Source organism: Streptomyces sp. NPDC093071 (assembly GCF_044754545.1).
Taxonomy (GTDB): domain Bacteria; phylum Actinomycetota; class Actinomycetes; order Streptomycetales; family Streptomycetaceae; genus Streptomyces.
Window position 1 is genome coordinate 86134 of sequence record NZ_JBIVPH010000002.1, and the last position, 25475, is coordinate 111608.

Annotated in this window: 23 protein-coding genes, 1 tRNA gene and 4 pseudogenes; 11 read left to right on the top strand and 17 right to left on the bottom strand. The window is 69.8% G+C overall.

From position 1 onward, the window contains the following. The first annotated feature begins 60 nt into the window (after positions 1 to 60). The gene (locus tag ACIQD7_RS06275; protein WP_402439865.1) at positions 61 to 1155 is read left to right on the top strand and encodes an alpha/beta fold hydrolase; all 1095 of its coding nucleotides are present in this window, start codon (positions 61 to 63) and stop codon (positions 1153 to 1155) included. A gap of 890 nt (positions 1156 to 2045) precedes the next feature. Continuing rightward, the gene (locus ACIQD7_RS06280) at positions 2046 to 2468 is read left to right on the top strand and encodes a DUF6300 family protein (protein WP_402439867.1); all 423 of its coding nucleotides are present in this window, start codon (positions 2046 to 2048) and stop codon (positions 2466 to 2468) included. Between the two features lie 796 nt (positions 2469 to 3264). Here the strand turns inward: ACIQD7_RS06280 and ACIQD7_RS06285 are convergent. Next, positions 3265 to 3696: a MarR family transcriptional regulator gene (locus ACIQD7_RS06285; RefSeq protein ID WP_402441361.1), complete on the bottom strand. Its 432-nt coding sequence runs from the start codon at positions 3694 to 3696 to the stop codon at positions 3265 to 3267. A 142-nt stretch (positions 3697 to 3838) separates the two neighbouring features. Between ACIQD7_RS06285 and ACIQD7_RS06290 the strand changes: the two genes are divergently transcribed. Beyond that, the gene (locus ACIQD7_RS06290; RefSeq protein WP_402439868.1) at positions 3839 to 4267 is read left to right on the top strand and encodes an HGxxPAAW family protein; all 429 of its coding nucleotides are present in this window, start codon (positions 3839 to 3841) and stop codon (positions 4265 to 4267) included. A 360-nt stretch (positions 4268 to 4627) separates the two neighbouring features. On the opposite strand, the gene ACIQD7_RS06295 is transcribed toward ACIQD7_RS06290, so the two are convergent. From ACIQD7_RS06295 to ACIQD7_RS06310, 4 genes are all read right to left on the bottom strand, one after another. Next, positions 4628 to 5170 (bottom strand): DapH/DapD/GlmU-related protein, encoded by a 543-nt coding sequence (locus tag ACIQD7_RS06295; RefSeq protein ID WP_402439870.1) that lies wholly within the window; start codon positions 5168 to 5170, stop codon positions 4628 to 4630. A gap of 384 nt (positions 5171 to 5554) precedes the next feature. Next, a complete protein-coding gene (locus tag ACIQD7_RS06300; RefSeq protein ID WP_402439873.1) occupies positions 5555 to 6457 on the bottom strand; it encodes a GNAT family N-acetyltransferase in 903 nt (300 codons plus the stop codon). Positions 6458 to 6927: 470 nt separating this feature from the next. After that, a complete protein-coding gene (locus ACIQD7_RS06305) occupies positions 6928 to 7938 on the bottom strand; it encodes a polyprenyl synthetase family protein (RefSeq protein WP_402441362.1) in 1011 nt (336 codons plus the stop codon). A gap of 137 nt (positions 7939 to 8075) precedes the next feature. Continuing rightward, positions 8076 to 9227: a tetratricopeptide repeat protein gene (locus ACIQD7_RS06310; protein WP_402439875.1), complete on the bottom strand. Its 1152-nt coding sequence runs from the start codon at positions 9225 to 9227 to the stop codon at positions 8076 to 8078. Between the two features lie 1144 nt (positions 9228 to 10371). On the opposite strand from ACIQD7_RS06310, the gene ACIQD7_RS06315 reads away from it, so the two are divergent. Both ACIQD7_RS06315 and ACIQD7_RS06320 read left to right on the top strand, forming a co-directional pair. Next, positions 10372 to 10605, top strand: a complete 234-nt coding sequence (locus ACIQD7_RS06315) for a DUF5133 domain-containing protein (RefSeq protein ID WP_402439877.1) — start codon at positions 10372 to 10374, stop codon at positions 10603 to 10605. Between the two features lie 50 nt (positions 10606 to 10655). Then, positions 10656 to 10835, top strand: a complete 180-nt coding sequence (locus ACIQD7_RS06320; protein WP_402439879.1) for a hypothetical protein — start codon at positions 10656 to 10658, stop codon at positions 10833 to 10835. Between the two features lie 268 nt (positions 10836 to 11103). Here the strand turns inward: ACIQD7_RS06320 and ACIQD7_RS06325 are convergent, their stop codons facing one another. Genes ACIQD7_RS06325 through ACIQD7_RS06335 form a run of 3 tightly spaced genes read right to left on the bottom strand, consistent with a single transcriptional unit; the run spans position 11104 to position 14251 of the window. Then, positions 11104 to 11514 (bottom strand): STAS domain-containing protein, encoded by a 411-nt coding sequence (locus ACIQD7_RS06325; RefSeq protein ID WP_402439881.1) that lies wholly within the window; start codon positions 11512 to 11514, stop codon positions 11104 to 11106. After that, positions 11511 to 12587, bottom strand: a complete 1077-nt coding sequence (locus ACIQD7_RS06330; RefSeq protein ID WP_402439884.1) for a B12-binding domain-containing protein — start codon at positions 12585 to 12587, stop codon at positions 11511 to 11513. The genes ACIQD7_RS06325 and ACIQD7_RS06330 overlap by 4 nt, the downstream gene beginning before the upstream one ends. After that, positions 12584 to 14251: a PP2C family protein-serine/threonine phosphatase gene (locus ACIQD7_RS06335; protein ID WP_402441363.1), complete on the bottom strand. Its 1668-nt coding sequence runs from the start codon at positions 14249 to 14251 to the stop codon at positions 12584 to 12586. The genes ACIQD7_RS06330 and ACIQD7_RS06335 overlap by 4 nt, the downstream gene beginning before the upstream one ends. Positions 14252 to 14476: 225 nt before the next feature. On the opposite strand from ACIQD7_RS06335, the gene ACIQD7_RS06340 reads away from it, so the two are divergent. Further along, complete coding sequence (locus tag ACIQD7_RS06340; protein ID WP_402439887.1) at positions 14477 to 14812, top strand: STAS domain-containing protein; 336 nt, start codon at positions 14477 to 14479, stop codon at positions 14810 to 14812. A 228-nt stretch (positions 14813 to 15040) separates the two neighbouring features. Further along, positions 15041 to 15277 (top strand): hypothetical protein, encoded by a 237-nt coding sequence (locus ACIQD7_RS06345; protein ID WP_402439889.1) that lies wholly within the window; start codon positions 15041 to 15043, stop codon positions 15275 to 15277. A 179-nt stretch (positions 15278 to 15456) separates the two neighbouring features. On the opposite strand, the gene ACIQD7_RS06350 is transcribed toward ACIQD7_RS06345, so the two are convergent. The 4 genes and pseudogenes from ACIQD7_RS06350 to ACIQD7_RS06365 form a co-directional block, all read right to left on the bottom strand. Then, positions 15457 to 15530, bottom strand: a tRNA-Met gene (locus ACIQD7_RS06350). A gap of 69 nt (positions 15531 to 15599) precedes the next feature. After that, positions 15600 to 15800 (bottom strand): cold-shock protein, encoded by a 201-nt coding sequence (locus ACIQD7_RS06355; RefSeq protein ID WP_402439892.1) that lies wholly within the window; start codon positions 15798 to 15800, stop codon positions 15600 to 15602. A gap of 153 nt (positions 15801 to 15953) precedes the next feature. Further along, positions 15954 to 16235 carry an HU family DNA-binding protein gene (locus ACIQD7_RS06360; protein ID WP_402439895.1) on the bottom strand — a complete coding sequence of 94 codons (282 nt, stop codon included), beginning with the start codon at positions 16233 to 16235 and terminating at the stop codon, positions 15954 to 15956. 298 nt (positions 16236 to 16533) lie between these two features. Beyond that, a pseudogene (locus ACIQD7_RS06365) lies at positions 16534 to 16878 on the bottom strand (transposase); the annotation flags it as partial. On the opposite strand from ACIQD7_RS06365, the pseudogene ACIQD7_RS06370 reads away from it, so the two are divergent. Next, positions 16762 to 17415, top strand: a pseudogene (locus ACIQD7_RS06370) (transposase); the annotation flags it as partial. The pseudogenes ACIQD7_RS06365 and ACIQD7_RS06370 sit on opposite strands and share 117 nt — an antisense overlap. 127 nt (positions 17416 to 17542) lie before the next feature. Here the strand turns inward: ACIQD7_RS06370 and ACIQD7_RS06375 are convergent. After that, a complete protein-coding gene (locus ACIQD7_RS06375) occupies positions 17543 to 18607 on the bottom strand; it encodes a hypothetical protein (RefSeq protein ID WP_402439898.1) in 1065 nt (354 codons plus the stop codon). 161 nt (positions 18608 to 18768) lie between these two features. Here ACIQD7_RS06375 and ACIQD7_RS06380 point away from each other — a divergent pair. After that, positions 18769 to 19095, top strand: a pseudogene (locus ACIQD7_RS06380) (transposase family protein); the annotation flags it as partial. A gap of 29 nt (positions 19096 to 19124) precedes the next feature. Here the strand turns inward: ACIQD7_RS06380 and ACIQD7_RS06385 are convergent. The 3 genes and pseudogenes from ACIQD7_RS06385 to ACIQD7_RS06395 form a co-directional block, all read right to left on the bottom strand. After that, positions 19125 to 19889, bottom strand: a pseudogene (locus ACIQD7_RS06385) (transposase family protein). 180 nt (positions 19890 to 20069) lie between these two features. Next, positions 20070 to 20783, bottom strand: coding sequence for a DUF998 domain-containing protein (locus ACIQD7_RS06390; RefSeq protein ID WP_402439900.1), 714 nt, complete (start codon positions 20781 to 20783; stop codon positions 20070 to 20072). Between the two features lie 481 nt (positions 20784 to 21264). Next, positions 21265 to 21666, bottom strand: coding sequence for a VOC family protein (locus ACIQD7_RS06395; RefSeq protein WP_402439903.1), 402 nt, complete (start codon positions 21664 to 21666; stop codon positions 21265 to 21267). 316 nt (positions 21667 to 21982) lie between these two features. Between ACIQD7_RS06395 and ACIQD7_RS06400 the strand changes: the two genes are divergently transcribed. After that, positions 21983 to 22627, top strand: a complete 645-nt coding sequence (locus tag ACIQD7_RS06400; protein ID WP_402439906.1) for a LysE family translocator — start codon at positions 21983 to 21985, stop codon at positions 22625 to 22627. A 149-nt stretch (positions 22628 to 22776) separates the two neighbouring features. Here the strand turns inward: ACIQD7_RS06400 and ACIQD7_RS06405 are convergent, their stop codons facing one another. Beyond that, positions 22777 to 24012 (bottom strand): PQQ-binding-like beta-propeller repeat protein, encoded by a 1236-nt coding sequence (locus ACIQD7_RS06405; protein WP_402439908.1) that lies wholly within the window; start codon positions 24010 to 24012, stop codon positions 22777 to 22779. 710 nt (positions 24013 to 24722) lie between these two features. On the opposite strand from ACIQD7_RS06405, the gene ACIQD7_RS06410 reads away from it, so the two are divergent. Then, the gene (locus ACIQD7_RS06410) at positions 24723 to 25301 is read left to right on the top strand and encodes an ALF repeat-containing protein (RefSeq protein ID WP_402439910.1); all 579 of its coding nucleotides are present in this window, start codon (positions 24723 to 24725) and stop codon (positions 25299 to 25301) included. Positions 25302 to 25475: the final 174 nt, after the last annotated feature.

The window sequence follows — 25475 nt, forward strand, 5'->3', positions numbered from 1 at the left end:
GCAGCGCCGCATGATCGACGGGTGCACGCCGACCGCCCGCGAGCAGAGGAGAAATCCCCCATGCGATCCGAGCAGAACGCCGTACTCCGCCACCGCACCGTCGAGGCCCCGGCCGGGCGCCTGCACCTGGTCGAGCAGGGCACCGGCCCGCTGGTCCTGCTCGTGCACGGCTTCCCCGAGTCCTGGTACTCCTGGCGCCGCCAGCTTCCGGCCCTCGCCGCAGCCGGGTACCGGGCAGCGGCGATCGACGTACGCGGCTACGGCCGCTCCTCCAAGCCGGAGACGACCGACGCCTACCGCATGTTCGACCTGGTGGAGGACAACGTCGCCGTCGTGCGCGCCCTCGGCGAGGAGGAGGCGGTGGTCATCGGTCACGACTGGGGCTCCACCATCGCCGCCACCTCCGCCCTGCTCCACCCCGGGGTCTTCCGCGCGGTCGGTTTGCTGAGCGTCCCGTACGCGCCGCCCGGCGGCCCTCGCCCCACCGACGTCTTCGGCCGGATCGGCGGCCCCGAGCAGGAGTTCTACGTCTCCTACTTCCAGGAGCCCGGCCGCGCCGAGGCGGAGATCGAGCCCGACGTCCGAGGCTGGCTCGCGGGCTTCTACGCGGCCCTGTCCGCCGACACCATGCCCGCCGAGGGCGAGCCCGACCCGCACTTCGTCGCCCGCGGCGGCCGGCTGCGCGACCGCTTTCCCACCGGCCCCCTCCCGGCATGGCTGAGCGAGGACGACCTCGACGTCTACGCCGGGGAGTTCGAGCGCACCGGCCTGACCGGCGCCCTCAACCGCTACCGCAACGTGGACCGCGACTGGGAAGACCTCGCCCCCCACCGCGGCGCCCCCATCACACAGCCCGCCCTGTTCATCGGCGGCGCGCTGGACGCCTCCACCACCTGGATGGCCGACGCCATCGACGCCTACCCCACCACCCTCCCCGCCCTGTCCGCCTCCCACCTCCTGGACGACTGCGGCCACTGGATCCAGCAGGAACGCCCCGACGAGGTCAACAGGCTGCTGACCGACTGGCTCGCCTCCGTCCAAGAGAGCTCCAGCCGGGGGAACGGGACTCGGCGACGGCCTGCGCCACGATCGGACGCGGCTCTCCCTACGTCGCTCCGGCCTTCTGAAACTGAAGGTTCCACTTCGCGCAGGTGAGTCGGATCGCGATGGTGACGTACCGCCGGCGGCCGTCGCCGTAGGACCTGGAGGCGGCGAAACCACAGCGGGCAACGGTGTGCGCCATCATGCCGTCCGAGGCACTCGCCCGCTGCCGCATCCGTGCTCTGGACTGTGGCTCTCACCGCGACGCGCCCTCCTCCACCAGAGCGGCACGCATCAGCTTCCGGGGAGTTGCCGGTGTCTCGGCGCGGTGGCGCCCCACCGTGCGGCGCGGGGCGTCCGAACGCTCGGCCAGGGCCCCGGTCGTCTCCCCCCTTCACCGGAGTGAGGAGGAATTCCACCTGGGCAGTCGCGGATTTCGGCGCGGATTGGGTGAACGCCTTCCGCTCCCTGCGTTCGAGGGCCGCCAGGACACTGCCGTCGCTCGGGGTCGGCTACTGCTCGTCGTTGCTCATGCCCCCGGTCAAGACACGCCGCCCTGTGGACAGAAGCAAGCGTCCGCGCAAGTCGGAGCCGGACCGTCGGTGCCGGTGTGATCCTGAGCGGGTTCGGCCGACGTGCCGAAGGCGATGGGGCGATGAGGATCGGCCTGGGGCGTGGAGCTCTTCCGGGTGCAGGACGACCGCGCGCGGGAGTCGGCGGTCACGTACAGTCCGTCGGCGGCCGAATCCCGCGAGGGCTACGAGGAGGCCGAGGACGGCGTGTGCGACGTACGGAGTGTCCCCGCTCAGGCCCGGACTTCCGGCGGCTCCGGAACGGAGGAGAACGTGGCCGGCGAGTGCTGCTCCCGCGTCGGCGCGGTTGACGGCGCAGACCGGCGGGGTTTGGGTGGAGGAGCACGTCCGCGTCGAAGGGAGCCGGGCAGGGAGCGGGTCAGGCGTTCGGCCCGGCTGCCGCGGTGCTCGCACTGCGGGGGCGAACTCATCGTGAGCGCGGTGGTGCCGGAGGACGACGAGGACGGGCGTCCGGTCCGCCTGGAACTGTGCGCGGTCTGCGACACCGGCGACGCCGACCGCCCGGCCGCCGGCCTTCTCGTCCAGTGGTTCACCGACGGCGGCGGGAAGGACGCCGGCAGGGCCCCCGGAAGGGGCGCACCTGCTGAGGGAGTGGACCAAGGAGTGCGTGGCCGACCGCGGTCGGCACCGGCGGGAGATCCCGCCCGAACAGGACTGAGCAGCCGGGCGAGACCGGAGTCCAGGCCGCGGAAGCGGGCCGTCGGCGCCGACGCGAAGCACCGGCCGGCCTCCATCGACCGGCTCCCGGCGACCCCTGTGCACCTTCGCCACGGTGTTCCCCCCGACGGCCGGCCTGCTGGTTCAGCGTCGACCGTTCCACGGTCGCCCGGGTGACCGGCGGGGCTCGTTCCCCATCACGCGAACATGATCGGGCATCGAGGACAAGCGTTGCGGCGCCCACCACGCACGAGCCCCCGGACATGCCGGGCGCGCGGGTGCGCTCGGAAGGTTCGTGGTGATCACTCGACACCCGGGTCGGCCGGAGGGCGCGGTCGGTGTCCGGGGGGCGGTCGGCTCCGGACACCGACTCGTGCGGAGTGGAGGTCAGGGCGGCGGGAGCGGTCGCGGCCGCGCTCCCGATCGTGATCGTCCCCGCGCCGATCGCGAACGGATCACTGTCGTCGTCCGACCAGTCGTAACCGGCGGCCAGGGTCGGACCGCCCGGGGCACCCGGCACCGCGGCCGCCCCGTGCCCCCGAAACGCCGCCCCGCACACCGGTACCAACGGAGTCAGACCCAGCCCGATCACCCGCCACGCCTCGTACGGGCCGGTCGTAGAGCCGTCGGAACACACGTCATGGCGCTGGTCCCACCCCAGCCGGACAGCCCACGTCGCCACCGCAGCACCGGCGAGCGACACGGTCGTCGTCCACGGGGTGGCGGGATTGCGCGGTTCGTTCGTCATGCCCCCGGCCTCCCGTCGTCCCCCGGCCCGCATCAGGGCACAGGTGCTCAACCGCGCCCGGGCAGGAGGCGCGCAGCCCCGTACACGTATGTGGCCGTGCCGTGACGCGCCCGTTCTCCATGGGCCCGTCCCCGCGAACGCGAAGAGCGGCGGGACGCCGGTTCCTCGTCCAGGGAGGTCGCGAAGGGGTCGTCCCCGTGACCTCCCGGGGCTCCACCACCGCCGTCAGTCGGCTTCGCGCGCCTCGTCCAGCGAGACCCCCAGGACCGCGGTGGCGCGGGTGAGCCAGTCCGAGAGGACGGCGATCTCCGAAGGGGAGTAGTCGGCGAAGAGGTCGGTCATGCGGCGGTGATTGCCTCCGTACGCTTCGAAGAGGCGGGCGGCGGCCGAGGCGTCGGATACGACGTACACCCGCCTGCGGTCGTTCGGATCGTTCTCGCGTCGGGCGTATCCGGCGCGTTCGAGCCGGTTGATGACACCGGTGATCGCCCCGGTGGTCAGGTTCGCCCTCTGTGCCAGATCTCCCGCGCTGACGGGTTCCCCGGCCCCCTCGGCCTCAAGGACGAAGCCGAGGCAGGTGAGGTCGGTGACGTTCAGGCCCAGGCGCTGCGCCATGTGGTGCTGCGCCACGATGCCCAGCGCGATGAGCCGGTCCATCTGGGCGTGCGCCTGCTCCCGGGTGGCAGGAGGACGTGCCTTGTCGGCCAACGCAAGCTTCCCTTACAGTCTAAGCAATTTAGCTCGTGAGATAAATCTTCTCTTGAGTCAGCCTATCCCTGCCGTCAGGAAGGAACCTTTCATGAGCACGCACGGTGACGTGGACCTCGGCCATACACTGGCCGGCTGGACGGGCACGGCACTCGCGGTCGTCGGCCTGGGCGTCCTCGGCGTCTCGGTCGTCGCCGTCTCCGCGCCGCTGCTCCTGCTCGGCACCGGTCTCGGCCTCCTGGCCGGCGTCACGACCTGGCTGCTGCACCTCGCCGGGCGGGGCAAGCCGAGCGGCCCCCGTTCCCGGCAAGAGTGGCCCTGGCGGGTGCGGGACCCCGGGGCGCGTCGGGGCCACCCCGACTGCCTGGGGTGCCGGATGGCCGGCCGGCGCCCCGCGGCCGCCGCGGTCGGCACGACCGTCACGGCCGGTCGGGTGACGGCGGTGGATCGGGCGGCGTCCACGGTCCCGGGGCCCGCCCGGCGGGACCGGGGAGACTCCCCCGTTCCGGGATGGAACTGAGCTTTCCGCGACACGCTCAGAGCCCTCCCGGGCTCCGCCGAGCGGCGGGAGAACGCCGGTCCGGGCCCTCCGGGAGGGGGCCCTGTGATCCGCAGGACCCCCGTACGGCCGGAGTCCGCGCCCGGCCCGGGCGAGGGAAGACGTCGTCCGCGAGGGCGTCGGTCAGGAGCCGCAGCGGCCGCAGCACCGGACCGGCGGGACCGGCGAGCCCGACCATCCGCAACGTGGTGGCGAGCAGGCCGGCCGTCAGGCAGGGGTGGCACGGAGCACGGCCGCCGACGGCTGCACAGAACATCACTTCGGTCCACCGCGTACGGGGCGAGCCTGCGGCCGGGTTCGGCCCGGCCCCCGACGTCCCCGTCACCACTTCCGGTGCACGGTCGCCTTCCCGCCGGTCACCAGACTCGCCGGCGGGACGTCGTCGGCCACGACCGCGCCGGCCGCGACCACGGCGTCACGACCGATGCTGACGCCGGGCAGGATCGTCGCACCGGCACCGATCCACACGTTCTCCGCCACGTCGATGGGCGCGCCGGTGAGATACAACCGTCGTTCTCCGGGATCGACAGGGTGGCCGCTGGTGATGAACGTGACCTTCGGCCCGATCATCACGCGTTCGCCGATATGGATGCCGGCGTAGTCCAGGAACGTGCAGTTCTGGTTGATGAAGACACGCTCGGCGAGGTCGAGTTTCAGGCCGTGGTCCGTGTAGAAGGGCGGATAGATCGCGACCCTGGGCGGCAGCGGCCTGCCGAGGATCCGCTCGAGCAGTTCCGCCTTCCCCACCTCGTCCCCGAAGGGCAGGACGTTCAGGCGGGAAGTGAGCTCCGTGACTTCCCGGACCCTGTCGGCCATGGCCCGGAACTCGTCACTGCGGATGTTCATGAGACGGTCGCCGGTCATGCCTCGATTCTTTCTGCGCACCGACGGCCGAGCAAGACTGACCGGATGACCGCACTCGAGAGGGGTCTGATCGAGGTGGCCACCTCGCCACCGGGGCGGGCGAGCGTGCCGGCGCGGGCGAGGCGGCCGACCGCCGGAGCGGTGACGCGAGGACGGCCGAGTCGAACAGCGCCTTCGGCCGTGCCGCGACGGGCCCGCACCTCCGACTCACGGGGTCCGGGCCCGTCGTACGAGCACCTCGCCGGCAGGGCCCGGAGACACCGGGCGCCGCTGCGGGACAGGTCGGGCAGAGGTGGCGGCCGTTGGCCGCGGCGCAGATCCCGAATGTCGCCGACGAGGAGTCAGGAGCTGTCCTTGGACCGGCTCCGTCGGCGCTGCCGCTCCTTACCGGTCCGCTTGGCCCGTCGGGTGGAAGTTGATCCGTTCACGGACGACGGGGAAGCCGGCCTTGGCGAAGTTCGCGGCCATGGGGAAGTTGCCCCGGTCTGTTGCTCCGCTGACGAATTCCGCGCCCTGCTCGACGAGGAGGTGGGTGCACTCCGCGAGGAGGTCGTAGGCGTAGCCGTGACCGCGCTGTTCCGGGACGACTCCGATGAAACCGACGGTCGGGCCGGAGGGGTTGTGGGCCGGGATGTGGATGCCGGCCAAGTCGCCGTCCGGCGTGTGCGCGATCTGCCACCACTCCCGTGGAGAGGGGCACCAGTGGAAGAAGTCGAGTTCTTCCCGGGCGGCCCGGTCGAGGCCGCCCTCCTCGACGGCCCTGAGCGCGTGGGCGTCCAGGGTGGCGGAGTGGATGCGGCGCAACGCGTCGAAGAAGACGGCGTCGTCGGGTTCGGCGCTGAAGCGCAGGCGTCCGGGCCGCTCGGGCAGACCTCGCTGCGGGGTCCAGCGGTACAGGAAGCGTTCCACCAGGAGTTCGTACCCCGCAGCCCGTGCGGCGGCGAAGCGCGCTTCGGCGGCGGCGCGCAGGTCGGTCCTTTCCCGCCAGCCTCCCGGTAGGTTGATCTCCAGTTCGACCTGCCGGGGAGCGGAGCGCAGAAGCTCGGCCCCGGCCTCCTCCTCTCCCTCGGCCACGTCGAACCAGTTGATGTTGACGGGCTCCGAGTCGTCGGGGCCGCCCCACCACGCGCCGCGCGCGACGACCTGGCCGTCGCGCAGGGCGACGCGCTTCCAGTCAGGACGGAAGCGGGTACGCCGATGGCCCTCACGGGCGCCCAGGGGGTCGGGGAGCGTGTCGAAGAGATGGGTGTCGCTCGCGGAAAGCGCGCGGATGACCAGATCGGTCATGGATTCCTCCGGGATACGGGCTGCTCGGAGCGCTCCCGGTCAGAACTTCACGAACCACGCCGGGACAGCGGAAAGAGGGAGCGCTGGAAAGGTGTGAACCGCACGGCACTCGCCTCCTTCCATCCGTCTCAGGGCGTGGATCCACACAGTAAGTGATCCATCACGGGTCCGTCCACGGTTTTCCTCACGCACCGGCACCCACCCGATCACGACTCACCACCGAGAGCTGGAGGAACAGCCCGGCAGGCGCACGGTGGACGACCTCGCCCCACACCCGCCCCCGCCGGCGCGGGGAGCGGTGAACGGCGACGGGGGTCGCGCCACCCGGGCCTCCCACGCGGCGAGCGCCGCGTCGTGCTTCTCCTTCTCCGGGCCGGTGGCGATCTTGCCCCGAAGGCGCTCGGGCCGCGGGTACCCGCTCCCGTCGTCGAGCCGTCACCGACGGGGTGATCACGAAGGCGGAACGATGATCACCTGGTCCGGTCGAGCAGGTACGTGAACAGCACGTCCAATCGCTGTACGGCGGTGTGCGTGAGGGACGCGTCGCGCAGCGTGCGGCGGGCGGTGTCCAGGTGCCGACGCGCTTCGTCGCGGGTCGCGGTCCGCCCGCCCAGTTCCTCCACGAGTGCCGCGACATGTGCGGCGGCCTCGTGGTCGAGCGGCTGGGGACCGTCGAGCAGCGCCGCCAGTTCGCGCGCGGCCCTGCCTCCGCCGGCCAGTGCGGCGAGCATCGGCAAGGTCTTCTTGCCCCTGAGCAGGTCGGCGTGGACGGGTTTGCCGGTCACGGCGGGGTCGCCCCAGATGCCGAGGATGTCGTCCACCGCCTGGAAGGCGAGGCCGAGATGGCGGCCCGCCCGTTCGAGCGTGGTCGCGGTCCGGTCGGGGGCGCCGCCGAGGATCGCGCCGAGCGCAACGGCGCAGCCCAGCAGGGCGCCCGTCTTGTGTTCGGCCATCGACCGGTACTGATCCGATCCGACCGCGCCGGGGCCGTACCACGGAAGGTGCTCGAAGCGCAGGTCCTGCGCCTGGCCGGACACCAGCGCGTTCAGGGTCCGGCAGAGCCGGCGGACCGCGGCCGCCGCGTGTCGGCCCTGTGCCTCGGCCAGGGTGGTCACGGCCCGGGCGAGAAGCGCGTCGCCGGCGAGAACGGCCGGGCCGGTCCCGTACGCCTTCCACGCCGCGGGCCTCTGTCGGCGCAGGGCGTCGCCGTCCATGATGTCGTCGTGGAGGAGCGAGAAGGTGTGCACGAGTTCGACGGCCACCGCGCCGGGAACGGCCTTGGCGCCATCAGCCCCGACCGCCTCCGCCCCGAGCACGGCGAGCGCCTGGCGCACTCCCTTGCCCTCGGATCCTCCGGGGTCCGGAGTACCGGTCGTGTCGGACCAGCCCAGCGCGTACGCCGCCATCTCACCGGTCCAGGGGTGGAGGCTGCCCACCGCCTCCACCAGCGCAGGCCGGACGAGCGCGCGACAGCGCTCCAGGACACGGGCCGGCGCTGCGTCGTAGTCGTAGTCGTGGTCGTGGTCGTGGTCGTGGTCGTGGTCGTGAGAGGAACGCGTCGTGGCCAGAACCGCAGCGCCCGGCGAGCACACGGACGAGAGCGGTGTCGGAACGGCGCTCACCGCAGGCCCTCCACATCGACGGTCCGAAGCGCCTCGGCCCCGGCCTCCGGCGACACGGGCCTCGCGGCGCCCCGCTCGTGGCCGCCGTGGTCCGGCAGCGGTCCGACCCCCAGTTCGGCGGCTGCCTTGTCCACCATGTCCCGGGCGTACCGCAGCCCGATGCGGTCCAGCGTAGAGCGCAGTTCGGCCAGGTCCGCGGCAGTGTGCGCGGCGTCGCGGCCCAGGTGGGCGGAGGCCTTGACCAGCCCCAGTCGTGACAGCGCCGTCCCGCGCGGCTCGTCCATCTCCTGGAACTCCTCGAGAGCCAGCGCGTACATCTCACGGGCCTGGTGATGTCGGCCCGCCCGGTACAGGACGTTGCCGCGCATCTTGTGGTTGTAGGCGAGCGCGCTGGACAGCCGCATCTCCCGGCAGGCCTCCTCCGCCTGGGACAGCAGCGACAGGGCGCGTTCCACGTCGGCGTCGCGCACGGACACCACGTCCGCGATGCCGCGTAGCGCCCATGCCCACCCGCGCCGGTCCTCGGCCCGGGACGCCGTGTCGGCCGCCTCTTCGAACAGGGCCAGGGCCTCGTCGTACTCGCCGGTGTTGCGGTGCATCTGCGCGATGCCCTCCAGTGCCCACACCGTGTGCCGGGCCTCGCCCCGGCGGCGGGCCTCGGCAAGCAGTTGCTCGTGCAGCCTCCGCACCGCCGCGTAATCGCCCTGGATGCGTCCGGTCTCGGCGAGCCCCGCCAGCGAGTAGCCGCGCACGACGACGTCACCGCCCCGCTCGCCCGTCTCGGCGGCCAGCCTCAGCAACCGGTACGCCAGCCTGAACGCACCCCGCTGTCGGGCCAGCGTGCCGCCGCTCCACAGGGCCCACGCCATGGCCCCCTCGTGACCGGCCGAACGCGCCGCCCGGTAGCTCGCCTTCCACGCCCGGTCGGCCTCCTCGACGCGCCCGAGCCTGCGGCAGGCCTCCGCCACGGCCAGCCCGCAGCGCGCCTCCTCCCGGCGGTTCCCGGCCCGTTCCGCCGTTCGCAGCTCCTCCATGCCCCGGGCCAGCACCTCGGGCAGTGAGGCATTCACCGACAACGATTCGAGAGCGCCCTGGTACTCCGGCGCCGATGCCTTGGCCCGTCCCGTCCCTCGCACCTGACCTGCCATCACACTCCTCCTCGTCTCGACTCGCCGATCAAGTCGACACGGGAACCAAGACGGCAACCGCGTGCCGGGGTTCCCTCCCGGCCGGGAAGTCCGTCTCCCTACGGACGCGGAATCGTCCTCAAGTGCTACGCGGCTGCCGACGACTCGTCAGCGGGATGTACGCCGGGGCTCCCGGACCGGCGGGTCGGGTCAGGTCGGCGCGGGGGCGGGCTCGAACGGCGGGCGGCCGGTTCCCGCCGGAACACCGTCCGGTCACGGCGGCGGCCGTCCACCCGCTCGACGCTCTCCTCCAGGAGCGGCTCGGCCGCCCGCGTGCCCAGGGAACCGGCCGGCCGCGGCCGGCGGATCGCGGACCCGTGCAGCGGGGACGCCCGGATCCAGACGCCCACCATGCCCGCCACCACCGCGGCGGCCCCCGGTCAACGGCTGCCCCCTGACTCGTCCCTCCGGACAAGGCAGGGCGGCAAACCGTGACGGACAGTTCGTTCGGCCCGGCACCCCGGATCGCCGCTCGCCAGGGCTGCACCGCTACGGACCCGGCGGTACCGCGCACCGGCCCTCGGGAGTCGGTCTCGCCGTCGGTTTCCCCCAGGGCCCGGCAGAAGCGGCAAGGGCTGCCGTGGAGGTCGGACGGAGAGGAGTCGGTTCGATCCGTGTCCCACAGGCTGGAGCGGATGCCGGAAACGTACTCGTCGTGTTCGTGTGGATGCTTCGCCACGACCGGCTGACAGCCGCTTCCGGCCGGAGAGAACGGCAGGCGGCCGGGATGTGACCCCACCGCCGTACGACCACCCGCCCGCACCAGCCCCGTCACGGTTCGGCATCAGCACATGTCGGTCAACGTACCCGTTCCCGACAAGGCGTCCCGGCGGAGGCCCGGAAAGCGGCGCATCGTTGCACGCGTGTCCGTTCGTTCTCCGCGACCTCCCGGTCAGCCGGACGCGCATGGAGTGCTCCTCTCACGAAGCCGGCCCGAGAACTGATGCCGGTGAGCCGTTTCCCTCCTGAGCGGCTGCAGCTCAGCGGCATGTGGATCGTTCTCCCGAGCGGTTGCACGGGGGCGGGGAATGAGAGGGGGAAACCGGGGTAGCCGGGTGCACGGTCTTGCGCCAGATGTGTGCCGGTGTGAAAGGACGGTTCTGTGATGTTGATGGCCCACCCCGCGGTGCTGCGGGATCTGATCGACCAGTACGAGGCCCTCACGGCCGTGGGCACAGCCGACGGGGACGGCGCACAGGTTCGTCAGCGCATGGACGACATCGCCTACACCTTGTGCGTGTCCACCGGAACCCGGGACATCGACACGGCCCTGATCGCCGCCCGTCACCAGCTGCCCGACGCCCGGCCCCTGGACGACTCGGCCCTGAACACCGGCTGATCCGCCGGCCTTCCCCGCTTGCTCCGACCTCAAGGAAACGGACACCCCACGTGGACGCCACCGTCACCAGCACCGCACCGATCTACGACCTGCTGATAGCAGAACGGGGCGACGTCGTCGCCGACGCGGCGCGCGTCGCGGAGCAGACCCGGCTCGAGGCGACCGACGTCCTCGACTTCGGCCTCATGCACAGGAACGAGGACAGCGAGGCCGACGCCGACGCGGCGTAGGGGCCAGGGCCGGCCGGCCGCCGTCAACCGTGGCGGCGACGGGAACGGCGAGGAAGCGTTCCGGTTTGCGCCCGTAGGGGCGGTGGAGCCGGCAGCGGTCGGCCAGCCAGGACGTGGTCCGTTCGACGTCCCACCGGTGACGTCCGGGCCGTGGTGACGTCCCGGTCCCCCGACGGGTGATCGAGGGCACGATGCCGGCCCGCCCTGCGGCGCCTGGTACGCCACCCGGCTCTCGCATCCGCGCAAGCGGTCCGCGGACCGGGGTCGTTCAGGGAGCGGAAGCCGTTTCCGTCTGCCCATCCGGTTCGCCACCGGAGGTGCGGAGGCCGCGGGCGTCCTGGGTGAGGTGGTCGGCGATGCCGGTGAGCTCGAGGATGCGCGTCATGTGGGCGGGCTGCTGGTCCAGGTGCAGGGTGGTGCCTGCCGGGTGGGTGCGGCGGTGTAGGAGGAGCAGGGCGCTCAGGGCGCTGGAGTCGATGCCGGTCAGGCTGCTGAAGTCCAGGTGCAGGTCCTGCAGGACCGGTCCGTGCTCCTGACGGTGGGCGTCCAGTGCCTGGTTGGTTTCGTGGGCGAACTGCCTGGCGCTCTCGTAGTCGAGGTCTCCTGCGACGGCCAGGTGCAGCACGTGCGGGTGGGTGCTGCGGACGGTGACGGTGAGGTCGGTGGGCAGGTAGGTCATGCGGTGATTCCCGGGCCGGTGTGATCGGAGGTGGTGTGCAGCGCGTCGGTGGCCGCTGTCAGGAAGGTCAGAGCACGGGGGAAGTCCCGTAGTTGTCCGGTCAGCACGTCCAGCCCCAGGCGCAGGCCGGCGATGGGAACATTACGGGCGGTGAGGATGCCGGCCGTCCAGGCGGTGAAGGTGGTGAACAGCTCGGCGTCGTCGACGTAGAGGGCGGTGGCGAGGAAGTCGACGATGTGGGCGAGGTCCTCGGTGGTGCGGTCACGCTGCGCGGTGCTGTAGGTGCGCATGGCCGGGAAGAGGCCTTCGAGTTCGGCGAGGGTCTGCTTGATCAGTTGCGCGCGGTTCTGGATGACGAGCGTGTACTCCTGGTCGTCCAGGTGCGGCAGGTCGTCGATGGTCAACCGCATCGCCGCGGGTACGGGCCGGTCCAGTCCTGCTTCGAGGACGGTGGCCGCGGTGCGGGCGTCGGGGGCCCACTGATCGGCGCCGAGCGCGTGAGCGTAGCGGCCGCCGGGACCGAAGGCACGGCCGCCGACCATGACGGGAACCCCGATGGCCTGGCAGGCGGTGATCGCCGCGTGGGCGGTGGGCAGGCGGGTGGGGAGGGAGCTGGAGAGCAGGACGGCGTCGGAGCCGGTGCGGTGCAGGTGGGCCACCAGGTGCGGGGTGGGGGTCTGGGCACCGAGGTGGTCGACGTGCCAGCCGCGCAGGCGCAGGGTCTCGGAGATGAGGCGGGCGGGAAAGGAATGCCATTCGCCGTCGATGCACGCGACCGTGATCCGGCCGCGGCGGGCCGACCGTGGCGGGCGGGTCGACCGGCGGTGGGCGAGCGCGGCCATGGCGCGTTCGTTGATGGCGGTGGCGGCGTGTTCCTGGGCGACGGTGATGCGGTCGGCGGCCCATTCGACGCCGACTCTCTCCTGCACGGGGGCGATGACGTCCAGCAGCAGGGTTTCCTCGTCCAGCCCTTCGTCCATGGCGTGGTACAGAACGGCGATGGCCGCGTTCTCGTCCGCATCGGCCACGGCCCGCCACAGAAGGTCCTGCGCCGCCGATGTGTTCGTGCTCACCTTTCCTCCTTGCCCTCACCCGAGACGTGGCCGTCGACCACGGACAGAGTGGCCGTCTTGGGCGCGCTGATGGCGACGACCGCCATGTCGTCGTGCTGCCCGGTGCCCAGCCACTGGGCGGCCAGCATCTGCACCCGCTCCACCAGGGCCTCCACGGGCATCCCCGCGCACTCCGCCAGAGCGCGCTTCAAACGTTCCTCACCGAACATCTCGTCACCCAGGGGTCCGCCACGGGCCTCGGTGATCCCGTCGGTGTACAACAGGCACGTCTCACCCGGCCTCAAGACCACCTCCACCGTGTGGGAGGTCACCTTCGGCAGGGCGCCGACCACCGTGCCCCGGGTGGCCGCTGCCTCCACCTCGCCGTCGGCCCGGACGATGAGCGGTGGCATGTGCCCGGCGCTGGTCAGCCGCAGGTGCGCCTTGCCGCCGCGACGGCGCACCGAGGCCAGGACGAGGGTGGCGAAGCGGGTGTGGTGGAAGGAGAGCAGGGCTCCGTTGAGCAGTTCCAGGACGCGCTGGTGATCACCGGCCAGCGGGAGGAGGGCGTGCAGGGTGTTGCGGATCTTGCCCGTCAGAACCGCTGCCTCCAGGCCCTTGCCCGCGACGTCCCCGAGGACGACGAGGGTTTCCTGGGAGCGGTCGGCACCAGGATGGACGTCGTAGAAGTCGCCGCCGACGTGCTCGTGGTCCTTGGCCGCCCGGTAGTTGCCGACGTAGTCGACTCCGTGAACCCGGGTCAGGGAGGGGGGCATCAGTTCACGCATGAGCGTGGCGGTGATGTCTGCCTGCTCGGTGTACAGGCGGGCCGCCGACAGGGCGGCTCCGGCACGGGCGGCGAAGAGACGTGCGAAGACCTCCTCGCCCTCGGTGAACCTCTGCTCGGTACTGGAACGCAACAGGATCAACGCGCCCGCGGGGACCCCGTGACCGGGCAGAGGAGTGACGATCACCGAACCCAGCGGCTTGGTGAACCCGTCGGGGAGAACCCAGTCGGGGATGCGGGCGGGATCGATCCAGCGCGCGGGCACCGGGGGAAAGCCCTGCAGGGCCTCGGCCAGGCCCGGCACGCCGTGCGGGTCGATCCGCTGCGAGACCTGCAGGACAGGACCGCCCCGCACCGCGTAGGTCACCGGATGGCGCCGGCCCTGGACGGGGGCGATGAGAACGGCGGCTTCCGCCAGGTGCTGTGCGGCCATGAAAGCGGCTGCCTCCATGCAGCGCGGCACGTTCAGCGTGGACAGCAACGCGGCCGACACCTCGGACAGCGCCTCGGAACGGTCCTGCGCGGCACGCAGGGCCGTTACGGCCAGGCGGCGGTCGGTGTCATCGATCAGCCACCACACCACGTCGCCGTCAGCGCCCGGAGTCGAATGCGCCTCGAAGAACCGGCCCTGGACGGGTCCGCTCAGTACGTCGGCGTCCATGCTGCGCAATCCGTCGTTGATGCGGGTATGCGCGTCCGACAGCCACGAGGGCATCACCTCGTGCAACCAGTCGCCGCTCGACGCCTCCGGCCACAGCAGTCGTGCGGCGTTGTTGAGGTACACCAGGCCGCCGTGCCGATCGGCCACCACAACGGGGTAGGGGGCGTGTCCCCAGGCATCGTCGGCCGTGTCACCGGCGCTGCGGGGGCGGGTGGGAAAACCACGGGAAGCAGTCACAAGCGGGGACACGCGGCGCGTGTCCCACCACCTTCCTGCTCTGGAAAACAAGTTGTCGTCCAGCAACCGTCCCGCATCCACCTATCCGATGCAAGTTGCCTCCTGGATCCGCACCCGAACGTCAAGGTGGGCGCACATGCCGGTCCCGCGCGATTACAGTGGAGGACGCAGCACCGGGAATACCTGACCGCAGGTTCACCGGCCCACCAGGCAGAGGGACCCGCTGTGCTCCACGTCACCATGCGCACCGGCAACGGGGTCACCGCCCTGCTGCCCGAGAGCGTCGATCTCCACACCGTCCCCCTGCTGCGCGCCGTGGGAAACCGCATGATCGACGAAGGCTGCCGTCACCTCACCCTGGACGCCTCCCGGAGCAGTTTCCTCGACTCCAGCGGCGTCACTCTGCTCATCAACTGGTACCAGCGCCTGAACCGGCTCGAAGGCACCTTGAGTCTGACCGGGGTCAACACCAACATCTACGACCTGCTCCACCGCCTCGGCCTGGACGCCGTCATCACCCTCACCCCCCACGCCCCCACCCCGGATCCGCTCGACCCGTAGGCCCACGCCCCATATGGTGCGGCGGTCGTCGGATGAGGCTGATCCTTCTGGACGGCGACGGTCCACGCGCCCGAGCAGGTGTTGCGGCCACTGTCCAGCGGGACCGCCGCGAAGAGCAGGCCGGGGCCTTCCGCCCTGCGAAGGTTTGGTGTGAACCGCCCTCGAGGCGTCGTTCCAGGCGTACGTGGTGCCGGGTGCGGCAGGCGGGCCGGGGCCGAACGGCAGGTGGTGTCCCCCCGCGCCGGCGCACGGGGCGGCCGGGCCGGGCCGCTCGCCTCCACGCTCACGGGCGGGAGCGCGAACGGCCGCATCCGCCGCGGCGGAACCCGCCGCTCGACAAGGCCGCCCACAGGGGCCGCCGCGTTCTTCTACGGCCAGAACGGCCAGGTGCCGGCCGTCGTCCTGCCGGAGCCCACGCCCTTCACGTACGACTGGACGCACGTGCGGTGCGTCCGGAACGGCTGAGCGGCGCGCGTCGACACCGTCCGGGAGCCGAGCGCTCGCTCGGTGGCCCCGGTCACCGGGCAGCCCGTGCGACCACTCGGGGGCGGACCGGCTCGGGCCGACGGCGGGGCGGGCCACCTGAGTTGCCGGGACGCGCATGAGGCCCGGATCCACAGGATCCGGGCCTCATGCCATTCCAGTAGCGGGGACAGGATTTGAACCTGCGACCTCTGGGTTATGAGCCCAGCGAGCTACCGAGCTGCTCCACCCCGCGTCGGTGACACCACCGTACACGACCACCGGTGCGAGGTAGATCGGAGAAGAGCTCGTGCAAGCCGGCGGATCAGGCGCGGACGATGTTCTCGGCCTGGGGGCCCTTCTGGCCCTGCGTCACGTCGAAGGTGACGGTCTCCCCCTCGGCCAGCTCGCGGTAGCCGTTGCCGGAGATGTTGGAGTAGTGGGCGAAGACGTCCGGGCCGCCGTCCTGGGCGATGAAACCGAAGCCCTTCTCGGCGTTGAACCACTTCACGGTGCCGCTGGCCATGCTGCTGTCCTTCGATCGAGCCGGGGGTCCGGCCGGGTTGAGAGGAGTGCCTTCCCTCAGTGGGAAGGCACTCAGGATCCGTCCCGCCCGTGCGTGGTTCGGTGGACCGACAGCACGGCACATGACCGGGACGGGTGGTGCGAGGGGCGAGTGCTACTTGCCCTTGGCGGCTTCCTTGAGCTTCGAGCCCGCGGAGACCTTCACGCTGTGGCCGGCCGGGATGTTGATCGGGTCGCCGGTCTGCGGGTTACGAGCGGTGCGAGCGGCACGGTGGGTGCGCTCGAAGGTCAGGAAGCCGGGGATGGTGACCTTCTCGTCGCCCTTGGCGACGACCTCACCGACGGTCTCGGCGAGAGCGGCCAGCACGGCGTCGGCGTCCTTGCGGGTCACCTCGGCACGGTCGGCCAGGGCGACGATCAGCTCGCTGCGGTTCATGGGTGAAGCACTCCGTATCTGTGGGACGTCCCGGCCGTCTACTGCGGCGGGACGTCTCACCGTTACCCTGCCACCGGCACTTGACACTCCCAACAATCAACACCCGGTACTACCCCATATAGGCTATTTTCAGATGGCCCTCCCCCATCATGGGCAGACGGTCCTCAGACCGCGTTTGAGATCTTCATGGAACACGAGTGCGGAGGTGTTCCAGTAGTGCTTCGTTAGGTTCTCAGTCTGGTTCTGTTGCGGGGCAGGCGTCAGCCGCAGGTGGTGCAGGTGCCGGTCCAGCACTGCCGCAGGTCCTGTAGGGCGTCGAGGACCTGGTAGAGGGACAGGCCGGCGTGTGTGCTTTTGGGTCGAGCCGCCGCAGGGTGAGGAAGGCCTGGGCGGCGGTGACGAGGGTGACGTGGTGGTGCCAGTCGCGCCAGGTGCGGCCTTCGAAGTGGCCCAGGCCCAGGCCGTGTTTGAGTTCGCGGTAGTCGTGTTCGATGCGCCAGCGCATCTTTGCCCAGCGGACCAGGTCGGTGACGGGTGTGGTGGCGGGCAGGTTGGTCATCTGCCGGACCGGATGCTGCTGGTGGCCGTGTACTACCGCACGAACCTCACCATGCGGCAGCTCGTGCCGCTGTTCGGCATCTCGCCCGCTACGGTCTGCAGGGTGATCCAACGGCTCCGCCCGCTGCTGGCGCTCGAGCCGGCTGCGCGGCCGGTCGCCGACGTCGACCGGCTGTGGATCGTGGACGGAACCTTAATCCCGGTCCGCGACCGGAAGGTCGGCGCCTCGTCCCGCAACTACCGGTTCTCGGCGAACGTGCGGGTCATCATCGATGCGGATACCCGCCTGGTCATCGCGGTGGCCCGTCCGGCACCGGGCAACAAGGCCGACGCACATGTCTGGCGCGAGTCCGACCTGCCCGCCACGGCGGCAGGCACGACAGTGATCGCCGACGGCGCCTACTTCGGCACCGGCCTGATCGTCCCGCACCGCAAGAGAGCCGGACGACCCCTCCTGCGCGGGCAGGAGGAGGACAACGCAGAACACCGACGCGTCCGTGCCCGTGTCGAGCACACCTTCGCCCGGATGAAGAACTGGAAGATCCTTCGCGACTGCCGCCAGAAGGGAGACGGCCTCCACCACGCCGTCGCCACCATGCACAACCTCGCCATGACACAGTGAACCACCACGTCAGACGCCACTTCAGCCTGCCGAAGCCCGACCTTCTACAACACCCTTTAGACCGAGGCCGGAATCCGGCCCCGCCTGCACGAAGTTCTTAGGTCATCAACTCAGTGAAATCCACATCCTATTGCATCAGCTCCATGTGGGGGTGCCCCGGAGCTGCTGGGCAGAAATAGATCTGTAGTTTATGGTTGTCGGCTATCTGGATGGCAGCCGGATTAGCCAAATCCGGATCGCAGAGGTTCAACGATGCGTCGGTCTTTTCTTCGTCCGGGATCCAACTGGTGGTGCTACTGTCCCATTCGCAGCTGTCGACGGACAACAAAGGTTCCATCGGTGTCCCGCATGTCGAGCAGTCCCGGGGAACAGGATCGGTGTACCCCCACTGGGGCCAGCCGCCTACCTTCCAGCCTGGGGCTACGGACAGGTGGTCGTGATAGAACGATTCGGGGTAGGGGGCGTAAGAGCTGTCGGCAGCGGCGATTTTCGCCTGCCAGATACTTCCGTCCCTGATCTGATTTTGCAGATCTTTGCTCAACTCCATGAGGTTGGGGTACTCGGTTATCTGCTCCGGCGCGAGCACGCATGGCTCCGGCACATATCCCTTGGTCACTACGGGCGCCTCCGGAGGTGTGACAAGGATATCGGTGACGGCGGCTGCGGACCGCCAGATCACGGCAACGGTCTTGGGCATGTGCTGTTCCGGAAAGTGTTCCAGGGGACACCACAGCACTTGAAGAAGATCCGCTCCGGTCTGCACGGGCGGGCGCAAGATGGGTATGTCGCGCATATAGAGCTGGGCCACAGGCAGGAGGGCGACCGGGGCATCAAGCCATGAGTCGTCGAGCCAGGTCTCTTCGGAGTGGAGCCGATCCAGGACCACCTGCTCCTCCGGTGTGTGCTGCGGCACAGGGTGATCGCCGTCCGGGTACATCGCTTTGTTCGCCCGGATGCGCTGCTCCAGACGCAGCCTGGCCAATGCTTCCTCTCCGCCCTGATGCGTCTTGTCGCAGTGGGGCCAGGGCTCGTCGGCGGGCCAGAGCAGGGGCCCACCGGCCGAGCTTTCATACACCGAAGGAACTCCGGGGCGGGGATGCAGGCGCATAGCAGGGCGTGCCAGCGGCGCCAGTCGAGGAAAGATCGCGGTGACGTCGAGCGGACGTGGCGGAGTGGTGCGGATGGCGTTCATACAGGCGATGTTGCCAGCAGCCTACGACAACGGACACACCGTCTAACAGGGTGCTTCACCCCGGTCATGGATCAGCTGCCGGTGGCGGGGCTGTAAAAGAAACGACTCTGTCTCGCATTCGGTGGTAACGCTGAGTGGCGGAGGTCTTTGTCGTTGATGTGATGGATGTCAACGAGCTTGTACAGATGGCGCTTTCGGGGATATCGCCGCTGGTCATCGAGGATGTGGCCGACGAGGGGGTGCGGGTCGTGGTGAGGGCGCCGACTCCGAGAGAACCGGCGCCCTGCCCGGTGTGCGGGGTGCCGTCGGGACAGGTACGTGGGTATCACTGGCGGACAGTGGCCGATGTGTCGGTCGACGGTAGGCGGGTGGTGCTCCGCGTGCGTGTGCGGCCGCTGGTGCGTCCCACGCGCAGGTGCTGCCAGACCTTCCGCGAGCAGGTGCCAGGGGTGCTGGAGCGTCATCAGCGGCGCACTACCCGTCTGACGGGACTGTAAATCGTTCGATTGAGCCGTTTTCATCCTGAGTAGCTGCAGGTCAGGAGCGTGTGGACGGCTTGGACGATGGTGCCGATGCGGCGGGTGGAGCATCGGGCTCGGCGGAGGATGCGCCAGGACTTCAGCTGCGCGAAGGCGCGTTCCCCAGGAGCTCTCAGGCGGGCGTGGCCGCGGTTGAACTGCTGGTAGTGCTCGGGCTGTTCGCGGTGGTTCTTGTAGGGGGTGCGGACGGTTGCGCCGGCGCCCTGGTAGGCCCGGTCGGCGAGAACGAGGATCTCTCTGGTGAGGCAGGCCTGGACGATGCCATGGGCCCGGGCTGCGGTCAGGTCGTGGGTGCGACCCGGCATCGCGCGGGAGAACCACAGAGGTGTGCCGTCGGGACAGGCGATGACCTGCACGTTCATGCCGTGCTTGCGGTGTTTCATGGAGTAGTACGGTTCGTCGGCTGTGATGCGGTCGATGGGAATCAGCGTGCCGTCGACGATCACGTGGTCACCCTCGCCCAGGCCGGTCAGGGCCTCGTGCAAGCCCGGCGCCCACGCCGCGAGGATGCCGAGGGTCTCGTCGACGTAGCGCCAGGCTGTGGCTGTGGAGACGCCGAAGCCGGCCGCCAGGACGGGCAGCGTCTCGTTCTTGCGCAGGTGCACCAGGACGAGCAGGGCCTGGCGAAAGCAGCCGAGCTTCCGCCACCGCGAACGGCGTTCACACCTTCATACGTAGATGAGCCGGGAAACGTACTCGACCAGCTCATGCGGGACGTCGACCGTGGCACGATACGGGACCAGGCGAGGCTCCTCGGACGATGCGTGGTGCGTAGAGAACACCACCGCAACGACCAGGAGCCTCGCCTCGTTACACACCCACGCTGACCTGCCACTTCACCCCGCAGAGACAGGATGAAAACGGCTCACTGAACTGTGGAAACGCACCGGGGCTTCACTCCGGCGAGTTCAGAATAAAAAGGCTCAGCATCGTCTGCGCAGGGCCAGGTGGGAAATGAGGGCACTGAGTGCGAGCAAGCCGAGTGCTGCTCCTGCGGTGAAGGCCATGACGGTGATGGTGGATGCGACGAATCCAGCAAGGACTCCGGCGGGCAGGAGGCGGGCGGCGAGTGCCCAGCGGCGTTGTCGGCTCGCAGCGAAGTGCCGGGCAAACACCAGGAACGCGGCGCACAGAGCGAGGTAGCCCACCGTTCCGGCCAGCAGATGGACCGTGCCATGGGTGCTCAGTGAGGTGGCCCGGTCCTCGGGGGCGCCGGCGGGAAACCCGGCCCCGGGGTCGGCGGAGAACAACCCGGCGATCAGGAATGAGGCACCGAAGACGGCCAGAAGCCGGGGTGCCCAGGTGCCGCCAGGTGTGTCGCGCAGCATCTGGTGCAGCGCGATCGCTCCGCCGATGATCAGCAGGCCGGTCAACAGGAAGACGGTGATCTGGATCCAGCCGAGGGTGCCGAGACTGAGCTGGCTGAAGGCGTTGCGGGTGAAGTCGAATCCGTCCCGGGTCAGGCCCTGGGCCAGGGATGCTGTGAGGAAGAATGGACCTGCCGCGACGCCGGCAGCCGACAGGAGCTGTGGTACCGGGTGTGCAGGTGAAGCTCTCCCGTCCTGTGGTTCCGGATTCTTTACGGTGCTGTCGCGCGAGCGAGGTGGCTCCGCTGCGGTATGGGAACTTACGGTCATGTGATCACTCCCATGAGTCGAATATGAAGCGTGCTTGTCTTTACGACCATGCTTTTCAGAGGACCCCGCACCGGCCCGGCGAAGTGGTCACCGCCGAGTCGGTGACCATGTCCTTGCGCGCCGCCTACCGGTCTTGAGAAGGGCTTCAAGGCATCACCGGTCTCGGGGTCGGCCGTGAGCGGGTTCGCCATCTGTCTGCAGATCGCCAAGGGCGCGCTGGTCGGGGCATCGGGCCGCTCGCTGTTCCTGACTGACCTTGGGGAGTTGTCCTGTCGGCAGGGTCCGTGAGCTGGTGAGCGACGGCAGGGGCCCCGGCCAGGCCCTCGGGGAGGGAGACGTGCGTCGGGAAGGGGCCCCTGCCTTTGTCGGCCGGTTCGCCGAGATGTTTTCGCTGCCGGTCACCTGCTGCCGGCTTCAGGCTCCTCTGCGTCCTCACCTTGCGCAGTGGACGGCAAGGGCGCTGTCGTGCTCTGGTGCGGCCTCAGGTCGTGGGCGTGTGCACGTGGCTGTCGTAGGGCCGCGTGATGATCTCCATGCCGTGCCCGGCCGGATCCGTGAAATACAGGCCCCGCCCACCGTAGTGGTGGTTGATCTGTCCTGGCTGCTTCAGCTGCGGGTCGGCGTAGTACGTGATCCCGGCCTGCTGGATACGGGTGAAGGCCGCGTCGAACTTCTCGTCCGAGACGAGGAAGGCGTAGTGCTGCACGACGATCGACTCGGCCGGGATGGTGGCGAAGTCCAGAGTGACCCCGTTGTCGGTGGCCACGGGGATGAACGGAAACGACTCCGTACCGACTTCGAGTCCCAGAACGTGTGCAAGGAACTCGGCCGACTCCCGGCTGTCCCGGGCGTGGATGATGGTGTGATTGAACTCGACTGACATGTGTGGAATGCCTCCGCAAGGCAATCTCACGGGCGCCTCCATGCCTCACCCAGACGGTGACCGACACGCGATGCCGTGTCCATGATCCTAGGCGATCCCGCTCACAAGGTGAAGGGCCGTCAGCCGGATTCATCGACGGGCCGGGCCACCCGGCTGTCTCACGGCACACCAAGAGTGAGGGGGGCGCGAAGGCGCGGAACGGCAGGGTCGTATTCTCTAGGCGGCGACGCAGGCACAGCCGAGGCGTCGCAGCCGCTTGTCGCAGACGGGCGCTGCCCCTCTTCGGGGTATACGGCGAATGATCGGGAGTTGACCGGTGATCAGCCTGGCCGCAGCGGGGGGAGTGGCCCTGATCGAACTGGGCATGGCGCTGACTCCGGGTCCGAACATGATCCATCTCGCCTCCCGCGCGATCACCCAGGGCCGCAGGGCCGGTCTAGTCAGCCTGAGCGGGACCGCGGTGGGATTCCTGTGCTACCTGGTGGCTGCGGCCGCGGGACTGTCCGCGCTGTTCGCTGCCGTGCCGCTGGCGTTCACCGTGGTCAAGCTCGCTGGGGCCGCCTACCTGGCCTACCTGGCCTGGGAGATGCTCAAGCCCGGCGGCCGCTCGCCTTTCGCGCCGGCTGGGGACCTGCCTCCTGTCTCCGATGCCCGCCTGTTCTCGACGGGACTTCTGACCAACCTGCTCAACCCCAAGATCGCTCTGATGTATGCCGCTCTCCTGCCGCAGTTCATGGATCCCCAGGCGGGCCCGGACTGGGCGCAGCTGCTCCAGCTCGGCGGCGTACAGATCATCGTGGGGATCACCGTGAACGGCTTGATCATGCTGGGCGCGGCACGGGTATCAGGATTCCTGGCCACCCGGCCACGCGTGACGGCCGTCCAGCGGTTCGCGGCCGGCGGCCTGCTCGGCTTCTTCGCGCTGCGCACCGCCCTGTCCCGTACGCCCGTCTCGGCCTGAGAGCGCATATCAGGTCATTGGTCCTGGAACGTCGGGCGGACTGCCTTCAGCGCTGCACTGGCTCCGTGCTTTCTTACGTCATGGTCCAGTCCGCCCGACGGTACGCCCCTACCGGCCGACCGCCGTCTTCCGATGGCCGGCGCCACCATTCACCACGTTCTGTATGCCGTGAAGGGGTTGGTCGTGGAGCCCCAGCGGACGGCTATCACCAGTCCGTTCTCGTGGACGTACAGGGCCTGCAGCCAGGAGCGGTCGACGTCTTCGCGGAAGCTGCGAACATCCCTCTTCTCGCCGGTACGGGTGTCGAAGACATACAGGTCCTCGTCCCGCCGCTTGCCCGCCGGTTCAACGACCGCCGTGATCCTCCCGGCACCCTCATGGAGCGCGGCGGCTTCGTCCAGCTCGAGGCCATGGCGCCAGACCGGCTGTCCGGTGGCCAGGTCGAACGCGACGATCTGTTCGCGGGTGTAGGACTCGTAGGGGTACTCGGCGACGGCGATGAGCCGGTCGTCGGCGACGACGGCCTTCGCGGCATCGTCCTTCTGGATCTCCCCGTACTCTCCCGTGAAGTCGATCCGCCCCCGCGGCTTGCCGTCGGATGCGAACGCCAGGAAAGCGTGAGTCCCCCGCTCTTGAGGCGCCTCGGCCTGGACGACCAGCGGATCGACCGAGCGCAGCGACACCCTCGCGTCCGGTGCGAGCGGCCGACGCGCGTCGAGAGGGACAGACCACTGAGGCGCGCCGTCCGTGATACCGAACGCGGCGAGCCGCAGACCGCTCCCCTCGCACTCCAGCACCGCGACGACCCGGCGTTCACTCGCTCCCACCTGCTGCGGGCCGCACGCAGGTGGCACCTGTGCGATCCATCGCGGCGTGCCTGCGGTCGCGTCGAAGGCGCGGATCACGGTGCCCCCGTCGGAACGGGTCTCGTGTACGACTGCCACTCCCCCGCCGACGGCCACCACATCGTGGTTGCCCCCCAGCGAGGAGGCGGAAGGGGCTGAGGCGCGCCAGAGCTCCTCGCCTGTGTCCAGGTCGATCGCCGCCACCGTGGCACAGCCGCCGGCCGCAGTACCCGCCCCGCTTTCGGACCCGAAGGCGATGACAGCGATGCCGTCGTGGTCGGCCGTGGCGCTGGTGGCACAGATCTCCGCCACATCCGGGACGGTGTACTCCCACCGTTCGCGGCCGGTGGAGACGTCGAAACCAGTAAGGGCGTCGAAGCGGGCACGGACGACGACATCACCGTGCAGCCAGCTCGCATTGCCATGAGCCGGAACGTCCCGGTCACGCGGCGCTTCCCAGACGCGAGACATGCCATCACCCGGCAGGTAGCCCTCCCGCGAAAGGTTGAAGCACACGAACGCGGCAACCGCTGAGACCACTCCCGTGGCTATCCCTATCGGGACCAAACGACTCCGTAGCGAAAGACTCACGACCACCCACCCCCGGCGAAGGCGTCCACGAAGATCGCGGACGTTTGAACCCCAGCGTAGAACGGGCGACCACGACCGGACGCCCCTGCCCCCGACGAAGCCGTACAGCACACCGTAGAAGTCCTTGTCCGAGCAGGTCAGAGCCGGGTTACGGCAGATCTGCCCATGCGGGGGGGGGGAGGTCGCGCATGAGGGCGACGGTCTGGATCGCGTGGTGGAGGCCGTCATCGCGCCAGTGGCGCTCGCAGAGGATCTTGCAATGCTCCGTATGGGCGTACGCGTGCTCAACACGGTTGCGCACCCGCAGGCGTTCGGCATCGTCTCCTTCTCTGCAAACGAGCTCGTGCATTGTCACTGGCTTCGGCTTGCCAGGGTGACCCTGGGCGGCTCAGTGTCACCCTGGCAAGCCGAAGCCAGTAAGCGGCATGGCCAGACCTTCGCCGGCCTGCTCCTACCAGCAGACCGCGGACCTGGGCCGTCGACAACAGAGGTGAGCGCCGATGCCGCCAAACCCTTCGGCATCCCGCCGCCAACCGCGCACGAGCTCGTGAGCAGCGAGGTACCGCCATTGTCAGACCCTGATGACACCATCATCGGTGTGGGCGCCCCTCCGGCGTCCTCAACTCATCCCTGCATCAACGGAAGAGGAGCATTCTCTCTTGCGACTGCATCGCGTAGTACCCGGGATCGCCGTGGGCGTCCTCGTCCCGGCCCTCCTGCTCGCCACCCCGTCTGTCGCCGCCACGGCGGCGCCGACGACAGTGGCTGTGGCCTCGTCCGCGGACCTGCAGGACGCCGACGACCTGAGGATGGCCATACTCCGGATCCTCGCCGACCCCGACAGCGGCCGGCGTGTGACACGAGAGGCCAACGCACTCCTGGACGCCAATGACCCCGCAGCCATGCGCGCCTGGCTGGAGACCGGCTACCGGATCGCTCAGGGTGAGGACGACCGCGTCGCCCTCATGCGTCTGCTGGCCGACCCCGACAGCGGTCGGCGCGTCATCGCCGAGGTCAACGCCCTCCTGGACACCAACGACACCGATGCCATGCGCGCCTGGCTGGAGACCGGCTACCGGATTGCCCAGGCTGAGGACGACCGCGTCACCATCATGCGCATCCTCGCCGACCCGTCCATCAGCCCGGCGCTGCGTACGGCGGCCAATGCTGCTCTCGACGACAACACCCCCGAAGTTCTGCGGCACTTCCTGGAAATAGGCAGGTACCAGGTCGACTGACGGGCGCCCCCCCGACCGGGCAACCACTGCCAGACTCCCGGCAGTAAAAATCCTGGCCCCGGGGCGGGGGGGGGGGGGGGGGGGGGGGGGGGGGGGGGCCCCCCCCCCCCCCCCCCCCCCACGACGCGACCTTCTCCACGGGGTACACCTTGCGCGCGGGGCGCGGCATGTGGG